This is a genomic window from Microbacterium sp. USHLN186, assembly GCF_037145155.1.
Taxonomy (GTDB): Bacteria; Actinomycetota; Actinomycetes; order Actinomycetales; family Microbacteriaceae; genus Microbacterium.
On the sequence record NZ_JBBCYA010000001.1, the window covers coordinates 563,711 to 579,784 of the forward strand.

13 protein-coding genes are annotated in these 16,074 nt (G+C 69.7%); 7 read left to right on the forward strand and 6 right to left on the reverse strand.

Annotation, left to right across the window (positions count from 1 at the left end; translation table 11 throughout):
- Positions 1 to 68: 68 nt before the first annotated feature.
- The 7 genes from WFG93_RS02645 to WFG93_RS02675 all read left to right on the forward strand — a co-directional run bounded on the left by WFG93_RS02645 (position 69) and on the right by WFG93_RS02675 (position 7,491).
- Positions 69 to 2,987 (forward strand): Na+/H+ antiporter subunit A, encoded by a 2,919-nt coding sequence (locus WFG93_RS02645; RefSeq protein ID WP_336644759.1) that lies wholly within the window; start codon positions 69 to 71, stop codon positions 2,985 to 2,987.
- Complete coding sequence (locus tag WFG93_RS02650) at positions 2,987 to 3,574, forward strand: Na(+)/H(+) antiporter subunit C (RefSeq protein WP_336644760.1); 588 nt, start codon at positions 2,987 to 2,989, stop codon at positions 3,572 to 3,574. The genes WFG93_RS02645 and WFG93_RS02650 overlap by 1 nt, the downstream gene beginning before the upstream one ends.
- The gene (locus WFG93_RS02655) at positions 3,571 to 5,124 is read left to right on the forward strand and encodes a Na+/H+ antiporter subunit D (protein ID WP_336644761.1); all 1,554 of its coding nucleotides are present in this window, start codon (positions 3,571 to 3,573) and stop codon (positions 5,122 to 5,124) included. The genes WFG93_RS02650 and WFG93_RS02655 overlap by 4 nt, the downstream gene beginning before the upstream one ends.
- A complete protein-coding gene (locus WFG93_RS02660) occupies positions 5,124 to 5,747 on the forward strand; it encodes a Na+/H+ antiporter subunit E (RefSeq protein ID WP_336644762.1) in 624 nt (207 codons plus the stop codon). Before WFG93_RS02655 ends, WFG93_RS02660 begins: the two co-directional genes overlap by 1 nt.
- Positions 5,744 to 6,013: a monovalent cation/H+ antiporter complex subunit F gene (locus WFG93_RS02665; RefSeq protein WP_336644763.1), complete on the forward strand. Its 270-nt coding sequence runs from the start codon at positions 5,744 to 5,746 to the stop codon at positions 6,011 to 6,013. The genes WFG93_RS02660 and WFG93_RS02665 overlap by 4 nt, the downstream gene beginning before the upstream one ends.
- Positions 6,010 to 6,408, forward strand: a complete 399-nt coding sequence (locus tag WFG93_RS02670; protein WP_336644764.1) for a cation:proton antiporter — start codon at positions 6,010 to 6,012, stop codon at positions 6,406 to 6,408. The genes WFG93_RS02665 and WFG93_RS02670 overlap by 4 nt, the downstream gene beginning before the upstream one ends.
- Before the next feature lie 216 nt (positions 6,409 to 6,624).
- Positions 6,625 to 7,491 carry a type IV toxin-antitoxin system AbiEi family antitoxin domain-containing protein gene (locus WFG93_RS02675; RefSeq protein WP_336644765.1) on the forward strand — a complete coding sequence of 289 codons (867 nt, stop codon included), beginning with the start codon at positions 6,625 to 6,627 and terminating at the stop codon, positions 7,489 to 7,491.
- Positions 7,492 to 7,613: 122 nt separating this feature from the next.
- Here the strand turns inward: WFG93_RS02675 and WFG93_RS02680 are convergent, their stop codons facing one another.
- The 6 genes from WFG93_RS02680 to argG form a co-directional block, all read right to left on the reverse strand.
- Entirely contained in the window at positions 7,614 to 8,375 is a 762-nt protein-coding gene (locus tag WFG93_RS02680; protein ID WP_336644766.1) for an alpha/beta fold hydrolase, read from the reverse strand.
- A 94-nt stretch (positions 8,376 to 8,469) separates the two neighbouring features.
- Positions 8,470 to 11,130, reverse strand: a complete 2,661-nt coding sequence (locus WFG93_RS02685; protein WP_336644767.1) for a penicillin acylase family protein — start codon at positions 11,128 to 11,130, stop codon at positions 8,470 to 8,472.
- 114 nt (positions 11,131 to 11,244) lie between these two features.
- Positions 11,245 to 13,056 carry a YhgE/Pip domain-containing protein gene (locus WFG93_RS02690; RefSeq protein ID WP_336644768.1) on the reverse strand — a complete coding sequence of 604 codons (1,812 nt, stop codon included), beginning with the start codon at positions 13,054 to 13,056 and terminating at the stop codon, positions 11,245 to 11,247.
- Positions 13,053 to 13,769, reverse strand: coding sequence for a hypothetical protein (locus tag WFG93_RS02695; RefSeq protein ID WP_336644769.1), 717 nt, complete (start codon positions 13,767 to 13,769; stop codon positions 13,053 to 13,055). Before WFG93_RS02695 ends, WFG93_RS02690 begins: the two co-directional genes overlap by 4 nt.
- A complete protein-coding gene (locus tag WFG93_RS02700; RefSeq protein WP_336644770.1) occupies positions 13,766 to 14,404 on the reverse strand; it encodes a TetR/AcrR family transcriptional regulator in 639 nt (212 codons plus the stop codon). Before WFG93_RS02700 ends, WFG93_RS02695 begins: the two co-directional genes overlap by 4 nt.
- A 163-nt stretch (positions 14,405 to 14,567) precedes the next feature.
- Positions 14,568 to 16,013, reverse strand: coding sequence for an argininosuccinate synthase (gene argG / locus WFG93_RS02705; protein WP_336644771.1), 1,446 nt, complete (start codon positions 16,011 to 16,013; stop codon positions 14,568 to 14,570).
- Positions 16,014 to 16,074: the final 61 nt, after the last annotated feature.

The window sequence follows — 16,074 nt, forward strand, 5'->3', positions numbered from 1 at the left end:
GGGCCCGTAGAATAGGGACACATCGCCCGCCTGTGCCGGAAGGCCTCGACGAGCTTGAGGAGCCGCTTATGCTGTTGCTCCTCGCCGTGTTCCTGGCTGGGTCGCTTCTTCTCCCCCTCCTGGTGCGCTGGCTCGGAGCACAGGCGTTCGTGCTCGGCGCGCTCGTTCCCGCCGCGGCGTTCGCGCACACGCTCACCCTCACCCCGCAGGTGCTGGATGCCGCGGAGAAGCCGTTCGAGGCGTACCGGTGGATCCCGCAGCTCGGCCTGAACCTGTCGATGCACATGGACGTGCTGGGCTGGGTGCTCACGCTGATCGTGACCGGCGTCGGCGCCCTCGTGCTGCTGTACTGCCGCTGGTACTTCCACGACGAGGGTCGAGAGGTGGGGCAGTTCGCCGGGGTGCTGCTCGGGTTCGCGGGGGCCATGTACGGGCTCGTGCTCACCGACGATCTCGTGATGCTCGTGATGTTCTGGGAGCTCACCAGCATCCTGTCCTACCTGCTCATCGGGCACTACCGTACGCGCGCGGCCAGCCGGCGATCTGCCCTCCAGGCGTTGCTGGTGACGACGCTGGGCGGCCTGGTCATGTTCGTCGGGGTGATCATGCTCGTCGTCGATGCCGGCACCGCCAGCATCCGCGAGCTGCTCGCCCTCGCACCCACCGGCCCGGTGGTGGATGCCGCGGTCGTCATGCTGCTGATCGGGGCGATCTCGAAGTCGGCGCTGTTCCCGTTCCACTTCTGGCTGCCCGGCGCGATGGCCGCGCCGACCCCGGTGAGCGCGTACCTGCACGCCGCGGCCATGGTGAAGGCCGGCATCTACCTCATCGCCCGCTTCGCGCCGATCTTCGCGCTCTCCGCGCCGTGGCGCCCGATCGTCATCACCCTGGGGCTGCTCACGCTGCTGCTGGGCGGCGTGCAGGCGCTGCGTGAGACCGACCTCAAGCGCATTCTCGCCTTCGGAACAGTGAGCCAGCTGGGGTTCTTCTCGGTCGTGATCGGCTACGGCACCCCGGCAGCCGCGCTCGCCGGCCTCACGCTGGTGATCGCACACGCGCTGTTCAAGTCGGCGCTCTTCCTCATCGTCGGCGTCATCGATCGCCAGCTCTCCACGCGTGATGTCCGCGAGCTCTCGGGTGTGGGTCGTCAGGCGCCGGTGATGGCGACGGCGGCCTTCCTCTCGATCGCCTCGATGGTCGGTATCGCGCCGACTCTCGGTTTCGTCGCCAAGGAATCGACGCTCACCGCTCTGCTCGACGACGCCCAGCACGGCTCGGTCTGGGGGTGGGCAGCGCTGATCGGCGTGACGCTGGGAGCTGTGCTCACCGCGGCTTACGGGTGCCGCTTCCTCTGGGGGGCGCTGTGGCGCAAGAAGGATGCTGAGGGCGTTCATATGCCCGATACGGCATGGCCGGATCCGCCGGTGGGGTTCCTGTCCGCCCCGATCATCCTCTCCGGGTTGACCGTCGCCGCCGGCATCGGTGCCCCCGCGCTGGACGTCGCTCTGCAGGGATACGCACGCACGCTGGACGGCGCCGATGCCGGGCATCTCGCGCTGTGGCACGGCCTCGAACCCGCCCTGTTCCTCTCGCTCGGGGCGATCGCGGTCGGCGCGATGGTCTTCGTCCTCAGCATCCGCACCGGCTGGCACCTGCGCCGGCGACTGCTGCGGTTCACCGCGGCCGATGCCTACTACGCCGTCATGCGCGCGGTCGACCGGCTGTCGGTCGTCACCACCAGCATCACGCAGCGCGGATCGCTGCCCCTGTACGTCGGCACGATCTTCGTGGTGCTGCTGGCGGCCGAGGCGACCGCGCTCGTCGCGGCATCCCCCGAGCAGCTGGCACTGTCGGCCTGGCACACCCCGACACAGATCGTCGTGGCCCCGGTGATGGCCGCGGCCGGCATCGTGGCCATCCGCGCGCGCAAGCGGTACACCGGGGTGGTGCTCGTATCGGTGACGGGGCTCGGCATGGTCGTGCTGTTCGCCACCAGCGGCGCACCCGACCTCGCTCTCACGCAGATCCTCGTCGAGACGGTCACCATGGTGAGTTTCGCTCTCGTGCTGCGCCGGCTGCCCTCGCGCATGGGTGAGCACAACGCCTCGGTGGGTCGCATCCCCCGCGCTCTGCTGGCGGTGGGGGTGGGGGTCGTGATGGCCTTCGTCGCGATCGTCGCCACCCAAGCGCGCGCGTTCGACCCGATCTCGCTGGACTTCCCGCAACTGGCCTACGAACTCGGTCACGGCAAGAACGTCGTGAACGTGGCTCTCGTCGATCTGCGCGGCTGGGACACGATGGGCGAGCTCAGCGTGCTCGTGCTCGCCGCGACCGGGGTGGCATCCCTCGTCTTCGTCACCCATCGTGCGGACCTGCTCTCCGCCACACGCGACCTGCCGGAGACCGAGCGTCGTGCCACCGCACGGCGTCCCATGGTCGAGACCGAGGACGGGCTGCGGTTCCAGACGGCGGAGAACCGCGGGGCGCCGCGTGCGTGGCTGGTCAGCGGACAGCAGGTCAAGGCCGAGAACCGCTCGATCCTCCTCGAGGTCATCGTGCGCGTGCTGTTCCACACCATCATCCTCGTGTCCATCTACCTGCTCTTCGCAGGCCACAACAGCCCCGGCGGTGGGTTCGCCGGGGGCCTGGTGGCGGGAATGGCGTTGGTGATGCGCTACATCGCAGGCGGGCGCTGGGAACTGGGCGCGGCCGCGCCCGCCGATGCGGGCCGGTTGCTGGGCGCGGGGCTCGCACTGGCGGTGGGGGCCGCGCTGCTGCCGCTGTTCTTCGGGCTCGCGCCGCTGCAGAGCGCGGTGTGGGAGGCGGAGGTGCCCGTGCTCGGACACCTCGAGTTCGTCACCTCGACGGTGTTCGACGTGGGTGTGTACCTGGTCGTGATCGGACTGGTGCTCGACGTGCTGCGCAGCCTCGGCGCCGAGGTCGACCGTCAGACCCTCGAGATGCGCCGGCGCGGGGTGGTCGTCTGATGGATGTCTCGCTCACCCTCATCGCGATCATGGCGGTGCTGTTCGCCTGCGGCGTGTACGCGATGATGGAGCGCAGCCTCACGCGCGTGCTGATCGGCTTTCTTCTGCTGGGCAACGCCACCAACCTGCTGCTGCTGATCGTGATGGGAGTGCCGGGGGCCGCGCCTTTCCACGGGGAGACCGGTGCAGTCAGCGATCCGCTGCCGCAGGCGCTCACCCTGACCGCGATCGTGATCACCTTCGCCGTCTCGGCGTTCCTGCTCGCGCTCATCTACCGCTCCTGGCAGCTCGGTCAGGCCGACACCGTCGAGGACGACCCGGGCGACATCGCCGTGCGAGAGCGGACGGATGCCGAAGAGGAGCTCTTCGACGACGAGTCGACGCCCGAGGAGGAAGGCGCGACCACCGACTTCGTCGGCGTCAGCACCGCCCCCATCACGGTCCTGCACATGCGCGACCACCCGGCCATCCACGATGATGCCCCGGTCGACCGTGCGACCTGGGCCCCTGAGCGCCCTGAGCCCGGACCGGCCCCTGAGCCGTCCGTCGAAGGGCCGCTCGAGCGTGATGAGGAGGAGCGCCCATGAGCGCGCTGGTTCCCCTCATCGTCATGCTGCCGCTGCTCGGCGCGGCGGTGACCCTCATCTTCGGACGCAGCCCGCGCCTGCAGGTCGCCGTGACCACCGTGACACTGCTCGCCGTGTCGGTGATCGCCGCCGTGCTGCTGGTGGCGGTCGACGCGGGTGATCAGCCCTTCGCCGTCTCGGTCGGCGGGTGGCCGGTGCCGTTCGGCATCATCCTCTACGTCGACCGCCTCGCCGCGCTGCTGGTGCTCGTCTCGAGCATCGTGCTGCTGGCCGTGCTGCTGTTCTCGATCGGGCAGGGCGCCGCCGACGGCGCCGAGGAGACCCCGATCTCGATCTTCAACCCGACATACCTCATCCTCGCGGCGGGCATCTTCGACGCGTTCATCGCGGGTGACCTGTTCAACCTCTACGTCGGCTTCGAGATCCTGCTGGTCGCCTCGTACGTGCTCATCACCCTCGGCAGCACCGAGTCCCGCATCCGCACCGGCGCGGTGTACATCGTCGTCTCGCTCGTGTCGTCCATCCTCTTCCTCGCCGCCATCGCGATGATCTACGGCGCGGTGGGCACGGTGAACATGGCCCAGGTCGCCGAACGCGTCGCTCAGCTGCCGCAGGAGACGCAGCTCGTGCTGCACCTGCTGCTGGTCATCGCCTTCGGCATCAAGGCCGCGATCTTCCCCGTGTCGTTCTGGCTGCCCGACTCGTACCCCACGGCGCCGGCGCCGGTCACCGCGGTCTTCGCCGGCCTGCTCACCAAGGTGGGCGTCTACGCGCTGATCCGCACCGAGACGCAGCTGTTCGCCGAGAACAGCATCAACACGCTGCTGCTGATCGTGGCGCTGGCGACGATGGTGATCGGCGTGCTCGGCGCGGTGGCCCAGGCCGAGCTGAAGCGGATCCTCTCGTTCACCCTGGTCAGTCACGTCGGGTACATGATCTTCGGTCTGGCGATCGCGACCGAGGACGCCATCGGCGCCACCGTCTACTACATCGTCCACCACATCGTCGTGCAGACCACCCTGTTCCTCGCCGTCGGCCTCATCGAGCGCAAGGCGGGAAGCACCTCCATCCTGCGCGTCAGCGGCCTGATGAAGGCCGCGCCCGTGCTGGCGGTGCTCTACTTCGTTCCCGCGATCAACCTCGGCGGGCTGCCGCCGTTCTCCGGGTTCATCGGCAAGATCGCGCTGTTCGAAGCCGCCGCCGACGTCGGCACACCGCTCATGATCGTGCTGATCTTCGGCGGCATCGTCACCTCGCTGCTCACGCTCTACGCCCTGATGCGCGCGTGGAACCTGGCGTTCTGGCGGGAGGACGACGGCGGCGCCGACAACGACGCGCGCATCGAGTATCTCGGCAGCGCACCCGCCGCCGACGAGCAGCGGGAAACCCGGGTGATCCCGCCGATCATGACGTATGCCACGGCCGGCATGGTTGTGGTGACGGTCGCGCTGACGGTGTTCGCCGGACCGCTGTACGCCATCTGCGACCGCATCGGCGTCGGTCTGCTGCAGCCGGTCACCCTCGAGCAGATCGACGAGGGGGCGAGCTGATGCCCACCGAGTACCGCCGTCTGCTGCGCGACCTCCTGCTGCAGGTGCCGTTCCTGCTCTGGCTGGTGCTGCTGTGGATGCTGCTATGGCAGCAGTTCACGCCGCTCGCCGTGGTCACTGGCATCGTGGCATCCGTCTTCGTCACCCGGGTCTTCCGCCTGCCCACGGTCGAGCTGCTCGGACGGATCAATCTCTGGTACTCCCTGGTGTTCATCGTGCTCTTCCTCGCGGCGGTCGTCCGCGGCGCGATCAGCGTGACCGTGCAGGTCTTCGACTTCCGACGCCAGCCCGGAGCGGCCATCGTCGGGGTGCCGCTGCGCTACGCCGACGACATCGTCACCACCCACGTCGCGGTGACGGCCTCACTCATCCCGGGCTCGCTCGTGGTCGAGAGTGACCGTGACCGACGCATCCTGTATCTGCATGTGATCGGGGTGCGGACGCGGGCCGATGTCGACCGCTTCCGTGCCGAGGTGCTGCGATGGGAGCGGCGTATCGTCCGCGCCGTGGGCACACCCGAGCAGTACGCCGTGCTGCGGGCCGACCTCGCCGCCGAGGTGCGCGGCGCGCGCGCCGGGCAGGGCTCCGCCGGGGGCTCCGCCCCGAAGGGAGGACGCCGATGAACCCGCTGCTGGTGGCCACCCTCGTCGTGTTCGGGGTAGCGGCGATCCTATGCGTGATCCGCATCGTCCGCGGACCGTCGATCCTCGACCGCACGGTCGCGTCGGACGTGCTGCTCACCGAGGTCATGTGCGTGCTTGGCGCCGACATGGCGATCAACGGGCACACCCGCAACATCCCGGTGATGCTGATCATCGCCGCCGTCGGGGTGTTCGCCTCGATCTCGGTCGCCCGTTACGTCGCGCGAAGGGACAACACCACGCCATGACCCTGGAATCCGTCCTCTCCCTCGCGCTGCCCGCCGCGCTCGCCGAATCCATCGTGCTGGTGCTCGTGCTGCTCGGCGCCCTGCTGTGCCTGTCGGCGGCGGTGGGCCTGCTGCACTTCCGCGACGTGCCGAGCCGGCTGCATGCCGGCACCAAACCGCAGGTGCTCGGCGTCGTGCTCATCGGCTTGGCGATCGCTGTGTCGCAGCGCACGCTGGGCGGAATCCTGCTGGGGATCCTGCTGGTCACCCCGGTGATCCTGCTGCAGTTCGCCACCGCCCCCCTCTCGGCGCACATGGTCGGGAGGCAGGCGTATCGCAACGGCACGATTCAGGCGCACACGCTGGTCGCCGACGAATTCGCGGAATCGAAGCAGACCCCGCCGGCCGCCGGCTGACGCCTCGGGTCAGAACTCCGGAGATTCGAGCCCTCGGGCCCCCGGACACTGCCGATCTCCCGGTTCTCGTGACGCTTCTCCGGAGTTCTGAACCCACGGTTGGTGCGGCAACTGACTTCGACAGCTGCGTCTGCACGGACCGCCGGTTCAGCTGCGTATCCACATCCACTGGATTCGGGGGAGCACCGGGCGCACCGAGGCGAGACGATCTGGGCCATGCCCGACAAGAAGCCGTCTGTTCACGAGCGCATCGTCGCCCTGCACGACATTCGCATCCTCAGCCGTGCCGACCTCGAACACGCGGGCCTGAACTCCAAGCAGATCACCGCCGAGGTGCGGGCGGGTCGGCTGCTGCGGCTGCGGAACGGCGTCTATGCCCATGCGGATGTTCCAGCTGAGATCGCCGCAGCTGTGCGCTTCGGAGGGAGGGTGGGCTGCCTCACGCTACTGCGCCTGATCGGAGTATTCGTGCTCGAGCGGCCCTCCCTGCACGTGCACGCCTCCTCGCGGCTGTCGCGCAGTCGACGCCGCCGCCCGCGGGGCGCAACCGTGCACTGGGGAACCGACCTCGAGATGGGTGTCGCGCACGCCGTGTCGCTCGTTGATGCCGTCCGGCAGGCCATTCGCTGTCAGACTCCCCGAGCGGCGGTGGCGACGTTGGACAGCGTCCTGCATCACCGCGTGCTCACGGTCGAGCAGGTCACGGAGATCTTCCGCACGTTGCCTCGACGATTCCAAGCGCTGCTTCCGCTGGTCGACCCATCCGCGGAGTCCGGAGCCGAGACCTTCATGCGACTTCTGCTGCGTGCGATCGGCGTGCCGTTTAAGACTCAGGTGCAGCTGCCGGGCGTCGGCCGGGTCGATTTCGTCGTAGCCGGCTGGCTCATCATCGAGTGCGACAGCAGGGAGTTCCACGAGGGCTGGGACCAGCAGGTCGCGGACCGCGCACGGGACATCGCTGCCGCGCGGCTGGGCTATATGACGATCCGCCCGATCGCAAGCGACATCTTCGACCGGCCGACCGAGGTGCGGACGGCCATCGAGGAGACGCTGGAGGCCATGGGCAGACGGTGCGGACACTGAGGATGCTCAGAACTCCGGAGATCCGGCCCCGCGCGGGCCACCCTGCCGGATTTCAAGGATGGAGACGGCTGATCCTCCGGAGTTCTGAGCCCGGTGGGCGGCTGCCGGCTGACGCCTCGGAGTCAGAGACCGGCGATGAACGTGCTGATCGTCGCCGCCGCGCCCCCGGACTCGCTGATCAGCGTGCCGTGGCCGTGGTCGGGGATCTCCTCGAAGCGGGCATCGGGGATGGCGTCGACGATCTCGCGGCACCAGGTCATCGGCGCAAGCGGATCGCGCTGCCCGCGCAGCACGAGCGTCGGCACGCGCACCCGCGGATACACCAGCTCGGGCCGGTGGGCGATGGTGGCGCGCATCTTGCGCAGGAGGTGCGGACCGCCCCGCAGGTACTCGCGCGCCCCGCGCCAGATCACCGTGGGCCGTTCGCGCACCAGGTCCCAGAGCAGATAGCCCGCTTGCGCGCGCACGGTGCGCGAGGCGCTGTTGACGGTGGGGCCGGCGAGCACCAGGGCTGAGACGACGTCGGGATGCCGCACGGCTACCTCGGCGGCGATCTGGCTGCCCATGGAGTGGCCGAGGATGACCGCATCGTCGATGCGGCGGCTGTGCAGGAAGGCGGCGACGAGGTCGGCGTGCCGTTCCATGGTGAGCGTGCGCGGTGGCTCCGGAGCCTCGCCGAAGCCGGGGAGGTCTATTCCGATGATCCTGCCGTCGAGGTGCTCGGTCAGGTCGAGGTAGACGCTGCGGCCCATGCCGATCCCGTGCAGCAGCACGATGGGGCGCGCGCCGATGCCGAAATCCTCGTGCACCAGGGTCGCTCCGGCATAGCTGAACTCACCGATGTCAGCGAGGACGCCGCGCGGGGCGAGCAGGCGATCGGGCACCCCCTCACGCTACCGCCGCGGCCTTGTGCACCGCGAACCGCGCGGCGATCAGCCCGCCGGCCCTCAGCCCGCGCGGCGATCAGCCCGCCGGCCCTCAGCCGGCGGGCTTGAGCGTCAGAGTGTCGACCGCTGCCTTCTGCACCGCCTTCGCGCTGAACGCCCAGGGCTTCTGCGTGCCCTTCGCCCAGTCATCGGTCTGGTCGGTGTAGTGCGCGTTGTAGGCGTGGCCGCTGGCCCCGGTGAGATGGTTCCACGTCGAGTCGTCGAAGTCCGACAGGTCGATGACCATGCGCATCGAGGGCACCGTCACGGTCGCGTACGACTCGCCCAGCCGCCATCCGGTGGCGTTGACGACCGACGACCCGCCGCCCACCGCGTACGGGCCGCGATTGAACAGCATCTCGATCGGCGCGATGCCCGATGAGCCGAGCGTGGCGTGCCGGAGGCTGAGGGCGTGAAGCGAGCCCCAGTTCCAGCCGTTCACATCCCCGCCCTGCAGGGCGGCGAGCTCGTCGTACGCCTGATCGGCCGACAGCGCCAGCATCGCCGGCATCCCGTCCACGTCGATGCTCTCGTTCACCCACAGCGGGTCGTCGGGATTCTCGAGCATGCCGCCGACGACCGTGAACAGCCGTCCCTGGTCGCCGACGGGCAGCGGCACCTCGCGTTCGATGAAGACGTTGTGCACGAGATTCGACCACAGCACGTTGGCGTACGCTGCTGCAGCGGAGTCGGCCGCGTTCTGGGCGTCCCAGGTGCGCAGCAGGTCGACAGCGGCGCGCGGGCCCTTGCGCTCGAGCTTCACGCCGTCCATCACGGCGGCGAGCTGCTTGCCGATCCACATCTCCTCGTCCATCTGGATGTCGCGCATGTCCTGTGCGGTGAGCGGCGCGGCGGCGGCCCGGCGCTCGATGAGGTGCGCGATCCGCGCGGCGCGATAGCCGTAGTCCCAGTCCTTGGAGAGGAAGTAGTCGTAGTCGTCGCCGACGATCGCGTTGTTCGCGGTGACGATGTAACCCTCGGGCGGGTTGTACGAGACGGGCAGCTTGTCGAAGGGGATGAAGCCCTTCCAATCGTTCGCGCTGTCCCAGCCCGCCTGCGGGAGGGTGCCGTCACCGCCGCCACGGATCGGCAGGCGCCCCGGCGCCTGGTAGCCGATGTTGCCCTCCCGGTCTGCGTAGATGAGGTTCTGCGCCGGCACATCGAACAGGGATGCCGCACGGCGGAAGCCCTCGAAGTCCTGGGCCGTGTTCATCGCGAACAGGGCGCTGGAGGTGGTGCCGGGGTCGAGGGCGGTCCAGCGCAGGCTGAGCGCCGTGTCGGCTCCGGAGGTGACGTCGTCGGAGACGACCGCGAGGGCGGGAAGATCCACGAGCTTCTCGCCGAGCTTCACCACGGGATGCTCGGCGACAGCCGTGAAGTCGCCGGTGAGCCCCGAGACGATGGGGCCGTGCACGGTGCGCCGGATGGTCAGCGGCACATCCTTGCCCCCGGCGACCTTGATGACGTCCTTCTCGATCTCCAGCGGCACGAGGGCGCCGTCGCGCCAGTACGCGTCGCCGTCCACCTTCTCCACATACAGGTCGGCGACGTCGGTGGTGAGGTTCGTGAAGCCCCACGCGATCTCGGCGTTGTGGCCGATGACCACGCCGGGCAGGCCGGAGAACGAGAAGCCGCCGACATCGAACGGGCAGGCCTCGCCGACGCTGCGGCAGCGCAGCTGCACCTGGTACCAGACCGACGGCAGCGCGGCGCCGAGGTGCGGGTCGTTGGCGAGCAGCGGCATCCCGGTCTCGGTCAGGTCTCCCGAGACCACCCAGGAGTTCGAGCCGATGCCCTCGCCGACACCGCCGAGCAGCATGCTCGCCGCCTCGATCACGCCGTCCGCCTCCTGCCAGTCGACGGTCTGCAGTGCATCGCCGATCTTCGCGCCGGATCCGCTTCCGCCGGAGAAGGCGGCAGGGGCGGCGTCGGTGACGAGCGGATCGACGGTCGAGATCGTCGGCACGATCACCGGGTTCTCATCGAACGGGTAAGGGGGGTAGACCTTCTCTATCAGCGTCTGGGTCTCCGCCGTGGTCTGGCCGGCCTCGGCGAGGTGCGCGGCCAGCAGGGCGCGGTCGGTCTCGTCCTCGACATTCGTACGAAGGTCCCAGGCCATCGCCTTCAGCCACGCGACGGAGTCGGCCGGCTGCCAGGGTTCGGGCTTGTAGTCGGGGTTCTGCATGCCGAGAACGGCATATTCGAGTGACAGCTCCGCGCCGGACCGCGAGGAGAGGTAGGCGTTCACGCCGTCCGCGTACGCCTGGTAGTAGCCGCGGGTGGTCTCATCGAGCGCTTCGACCTCCTGCTCTGCGACCTTGCGCCAGCCCAGCGTGCGCAGGAACTTGTCGGTGTCGACCTGGGACGCACCGAACATCTCGGCGACGCGCCCCGAGGTGACGTGCCGGCGGAAGTCCATCTCGAAGAACCGGTCCTGCGCGTGCACGTAGCCCTGCGCGTAGAACAAGTCGCCCGCGGTGGAGGCGGTGATCGTGGGGATGCCGCGGTCGTCGCGCTGCACCGTGACGGTCTTCTGCAGGCCCTTCAGCTCGAGCTCTCCGGAGGTCTGCGGGAAGGAGCGCTGGATCGTCCAGGTGAGGAAGAAGGCGAGGGCCACCACGATCACCAGCAGAGCGGCGACCACCAGGAAGGCGATGCGGCCGATGCGGGCAGCCAGGCTGCGTCGAGGGGCGGTCGGAGTATCGGTCGTCATCGGCGGGACAGTCCTCGGGTAAGGGTGGGACTCCGTATCAGGGAGTCTGAGCGCGCGTCTCGGGATAACGCGCGCCCTGGCATCCTACCCACTCGCCCCTCCGCCGGGCAGGGATCATCCGATCAGGCTGGGCTGCAGATCGCGCAGCGTGCGCCGATGCGTCATCCGGGTCACTCCGATCGCCGCGAGCAGCAGGGCGCCCGCCAGCCACGCCGCCAGCACACCGAGATCCCATAGCGCCCGGCTGAGATCGCCGTCGTACATGAGCTGCCGCATGGCATCGACCACGTATCCCATCGGCAGCACGTGGTGCAGCGCGGCCAGCGGGGCGGGCAGCGTCTGCCAAGGGAAGGTGCCGCCGGCGGTGACCAGCTGGAGCACCATCAGCACGAGGCCCATGAACTGGCCCACCGAGCCGAGCCAGACGTTCAGCGCGAGGATGATCGCGGTGTAGGTCGCCGATGCGGCGATCATCACCCCGAGCGATCCCCACGGATGCTGGAAGTCGAAGCCGAGCATGAAGCCCAGCACGGCGATGAGTCCGGTCATCTGCAATGCACCGAGGGCGGCCGGGGTGAGCCAGCCGGCGAGAGTGATGCGCAGGGGGGAGTGCAGCGCGGTCACGGCGCGGCGCGAGATCGGCTTGACGATCAGGAACAGGGCGTAGATGCCGATCCAGCCGGCGAGGGCCGCGAAGAACGGCGCGAGGCCCTGCCCGTAGTCCTGCGCGGCGGCGACCTTGTCGCTGGAGACCTTGACGGGGTCGGCGATGGTGTCGGCTTGCCGCTCGCGCAGGTCGGGAGTGGATGCCGGAATGGCCTCCACACCTGACGCGAGGCCGTCGCGCAACGTGCCGATGCCGTTGCCGAGCGTGCCGAGACCGTCGCGCAGGTGCGCCGCGCCGTCGCGGGCGGAGGCCGCGCCGGTGGCGGCGCTGCCCGCGCCGTCCGCGAGGCGCCGCGCACCATCCGCGACCTGCCGCGCGCCTGCGGCGAGCTCATCGATGCGCTCGACCGAGCTCTGCGCAGCCGCGTTGCCGTCGCGCAGCCGGTGGGCGACGGGATCGAGCTCGGCGAGCACCGTGTCGATCTGGGCCGACGTGAGCCCCCGCTCTGCCATCGCCCGGGCGAGGTCGGAGCGGGCGGCGGGCAGTGCGTCGGTCGCCTGCTGCATGAGGGTCGCCGCGCGATCGGCGGTGTCGGCCAGCTGGGCGTTGCCGTCGCTCACCCGCGCACTGCCGTCGGCGAGGGTGCGGGCGCCGTCCGCGAGATCGCGGGTGCCGTCCGCAAGGGTGGTGAGTCCGGATGCCAGCGTCGCGGAGCCGTCGCGGGCGGTGCCCGCCCCGTCGCGCAGCTGGGTGGCGCCGTCGGTGGCCTCGGCGAGCTTGTCGCGCACATCGCTGAGCCCGGTCAGCAGGCGCCCGGCGGCCTCTGATCCGACCATCTCCGCGACCGAGCGGCGGATCCGCTCGACGGTCTGCGTGCCGATCGTCGACGCGAGATAGTTGTTCGCGTCGTTGGTCTCGAGCTCGATCAGCGCCTGGTGCGGCTGATCGCCGCCGGCCGACACGAGTGCATCGGAGAAGTCGGCCGGCAGCGTGACGGTGAAGTCCACCGCGCCGTGCGCGAGGGCATCGGTGGCTGCGGATGCCGACATGAGCCGCCAGTCGAACGAGGCGTCGCCGAGCAGGTTGTCGGCGACCTCGTCGCCGTAGTTCACGGCATCCGCGCCCTCGCCGCTGCCGGCGTCGTCGACGACGAGCGCGACGGGCACCTCGCTGAACTGGCCGTAGGGGTCCTGGTTCGCCCAGAGGTACAGTCCGCCGTACAGGATCGGCACGCACATGAGCGCGAGCAGGGCGATCACGGCCATCGGGCTCGCGGTCAGCCGGCGCAGCTCGGCGGCGATCATCGAGGGCACCTTCATCGTGCGTCCTCCTCGTCCTGCTGGTCTTCCACGTCGGGGCGTCCGGCGTCTGGCTGTGCGGGGTCGTGATCCGGGACGGGCTTCGTCGTGGCATCCGCGAGGTGCACGGCGTTGAGCGTCTCCGGCATCCCGGCGATCACCGCCGCGGCGGCGCCGCCGACGATCACGAGCACGGCGTACCCGCGCTCGGCGAATTCCGCGGCGATGCGCCACCAGCCGTCGGGCCGGCCGCCGTGCCGGTCGGGTGAGACGAGCACGAGAGCGTCCACGCCCTCGCGCAGGACGGCGAGCTCGCACAGGATGCGCACGCGTGCGGCGGGATCGACGGTGCCGATCGGCGATCCGGCGAGGTCGTCGAAGCCGAGGTTCGCCAGCCAGCGGCGCGCGTGCAGGGGCGTCGCGCCCCGGCCCGCGAACATGAGCTCCTCGCCCACCACCGCCGCGAGGGTCACCCCGGGATGCGGATCGCTGACCTCGGGGGCGTCGACGAGGGCGACCCGGCGGCGCAGCTGCGCGGCATCGTGTTCCCCATCGATCGTCACCCGACCGGTGTCGGAGCGCATCCGGCCCGAGGCGATTAGGCCGAGCACAGTGGGGCGCTGCTCGGTCTCGGCGCGCACGAAGCGGGCGTGTCCGGTCTCGAACGTCAGGGTCACGGTCGGCAGCGCCTGTCCGCGTCGTCCCTTCGATATGCCGTCGAGGGCGATCCTCATTCTGTTTCCTTCGCCGAGTCGGGGCGCGTCTCGAGGACGTCGGGATGCGCGGCCAGCAGCGCGTCGGCCTCCCGCCACGAGAGCCCGGCGATGCTCAGGACGGTGCGCACGGCGAGGTCGGCTGCGCTCGGCGAGGACGCGTCCGTGCGCGAGACGACCGTGCGGGAGACCTCCTCGATGAGCCGTGCCAGTGTGGGCGCCGCGAGGTCGGTGCGGAACAGCTCCTCGTCCTGCCCGCGTCGCACGAGCTCGGAAACCATGCGGCGCACCGGGGCGAGCGCGGCGGCGGTGTCGGTCACATGCGCCTCGTCGAGGGCGATGGCGGCGGCGACCTGCACGTGCGATGCCTCGTGCCAGAGCAGCGCGGCGAGGCGGGCGAGCGCGAGGCGCGGATCGGCATCCGTGACCGAGGTGGCGAGCGTATTGAAGCGCTGCGCGCCGACGGCGACCAGCTCGCGGATCAGGGCCTCGCGGTCATCGAAATGCCCGTACAGCGTTCTGCGGGAGAGTCCGGCGCTGCGAGCGATGGCGTCGATGCTGGCGCGCGGGTCGTCGGCGAGGGCGCTGCGTGCGGCGTCGAGGATGCCGACGCGGTTCGCCCGCGCATCCGAGCGAGGGGGGCGGGACGCGGTCATGCCACAATTATATTGCACAGAGGTGTGCAAGTTAGCTGAGAGTCCGGCCACAGTGGGTACGAAAAGGGGGGCGACACTCCAGATGTCGGACGGTTCCCGCGAGAACGTCCGTCATCTGGAGTGTCGGCCCCCGATTCGTGCCGACCGGTGAGCCGGTGGCGGGTCAGTCGGTGCCGGAGTCGAAGGCCGCGCCCTCGGATGCCGTATCGACGGCATCCGTCAGCACGCCGTCGACCTGCGAGACCGAGCCCTCCACGAGCTCGGTGATGTCGCGTGCCTCACCGGCGGTGACCTTGCCCACCAGCTCGCCCGTCGCGCCGCCCACCAGCCCCAGGCCCGCGTACTGCTCCAGGCGCGAGCGCGAGTCGGCGATGTCGAGGTTGCGCATGGTGAGCTGGCCGATGCGGTCGACCGGACCGAAGGCGGCGTCGCCGACGCGCTCCATCGACAGCTTCTCCGGGCCGTACGACAGGTTCGGCGAGACGGTGTCGAGGATGCTCCAGTCGTCACCGCGGCGCAGGCGCAGCGTGACCGTGCCGGAGATCGTGAGGCCGACCCAGCGCTGGATCGACTCGCGCAGCATGAGCGACTGCGGCTCGAGCCAGCGGCCCTCGTACATCAGCCGGCCCAGGCGACGGCCCTGCTCGTGGTAGGTGGCGAGGGTGTCCTCGTTCAGGATGCCGTTGACCAGGCGCTCGTAGGCGATGAACAGCAGCGCCATGCCCGGAGCCTCGTAGATGCCGCGCGACTTCGCTTCGATGATGCGGTTCTCGATCTGGTCGCTCATGCCGAGACCGTGGCGTCCGCCGATCGTGTTGGCCTGCATGACGAGAGCCACCGGATCGGGGTACTCGGTGCCGTTGATGGCGATCGGGCGACCGCTGTCGAAGGTGATCGTGACGTCCTCGGTGTCGATCGCCACGGCGGGATCCCAGTACTTCACGCCCATGATCGGGTCGACCGTCTCGAGTGACACGTCCAGGTGCTCGAGGGTCTTCGCCTCGTGCGTGGCGCCCCAGATGTTCGCATCGGTCGAGTAGGCCTTCTCAGCCGAGTCGCGGTACGGGAAGCCGCGCTCGACGAGCCACTCGCTCATCTCCTGCCGTCCGCCCAGCTCGGTGACGAAGTCGGCGTCGAGCCAGGGCTTGTAGATGCGCAGCCGGGGGTTGGCGAGCAGGCCGTAGCGGTAGAACCGCTCGATGTCGTTGCCCTTGTACGTCGAGCCGTCGCCCCAGATGTCGACGCCGTCCTCGCGCATCGCCCGCACGAGCATGGTGCCGGTGACCGCGCGGCCGAGGGGGGTGGTGTTGAAGTAGGTCTTCCCGCCCGAGCGGATGTGGAACGCGCCGCACTGCAGCGCGACCAGGCCCTCCTCGACCAGCGCCGTCTTGGCATCCACCAGACGCGACGCCTCGGCACCGTACTCGAGGGCGCGGTCGGGGATCGAGGCGATGTCGCTCTCGTCGTACTGGCCCAGGTCTCCGGTGTAGGTGAAGGGGATCGACCCCTTCTCCCGCATCCACGCGACGGCGACGGAGGTGTCGAGACCCCCGGAGAAAGCGATGCCGACCTTTTCGCCGACGGGGAGGGACTGGAGCACCTTGGACATGGATTCAAGTCTATCGGCGCGCGGCGTGTCGCCCCGTCGTGTGGCGGCCGGGACGAGGAGT

Excerpts from the sequence above, each read along its gene's own strand:
- WFG93_RS02665 (WP_336644763.1), top strand. The coding sequence starts at position 5,744 with ATGAACCCGCTGCTGGTGGCCACCCTCGTCGTGTTCGGGGTAGCGGCG.
- WFG93_RS02660 (WP_336644762.1), top strand. The coding sequence starts at position 5,124 with ATGCCCACCGAGTACCGCCGTCTGCTGCGCGACCTCCTGCTGCAGGTG.
- WFG93_RS02650 (WP_336644760.1), top strand. The coding sequence starts at position 2,987 with ATGGATGTCTCGCTCACCCTCATCGCGATCATGGCGGTGCTGTTCGCC.
- WFG93_RS02695 (WP_336644769.1), bottom strand. The coding sequence starts at position 13,769 with ATGAGGATCGCCCTCGACGGCATATCGAAGGGACGACGCGGACAGGCG.
- WFG93_RS02690 (WP_336644768.1), bottom strand. The coding sequence starts at position 13,056 with ATGAAGGTGCCCTCGATGATCGCCGCCGAGCTGCGCCGGCTGACCGCG.
- WFG93_RS02675 (WP_336644765.1), top strand. The coding sequence starts at position 6,625 with ATGCCCGACAAGAAGCCGTCTGTTCACGAGCGCATCGTCGCCCTGCAC.
- WFG93_RS02670 (WP_336644764.1), top strand. The coding sequence starts at position 6,010 with ATGACCCTGGAATCCGTCCTCTCCCTCGCGCTGCCCGCCGCGCTCGCC.
- WFG93_RS02700 (WP_336644770.1), bottom strand. The coding sequence starts at position 14,404 with ATGACCGCGTCCCGCCCCCCTCGCTCGGATGCGCGGGCGAACCGCGTC.
- WFG93_RS02645 (WP_336644759.1), top strand. The coding sequence starts at position 69 with ATGCTGTTGCTCCTCGCCGTGTTCCTGGCTGGGTCGCTTCTTCTCCCC.
- argG (WP_336644771.1), bottom strand. The coding sequence starts at position 16,013 with ATGTCCAAGGTGCTCCAGTCCCTCCCCGTCGGCGAAAAGGTCGGCATC.
- WFG93_RS02655 (WP_336644761.1), top strand. The coding sequence starts at position 3,571 with ATGAGCGCGCTGGTTCCCCTCATCGTCATGCTGCCGCTGCTCGGCGCG.
- WFG93_RS02685 (WP_336644767.1), bottom strand. The coding sequence starts at position 11,130 with ATGACGACCGATACTCCGACCGCCCCTCGACGCAGCCTGGCTGCCCGC.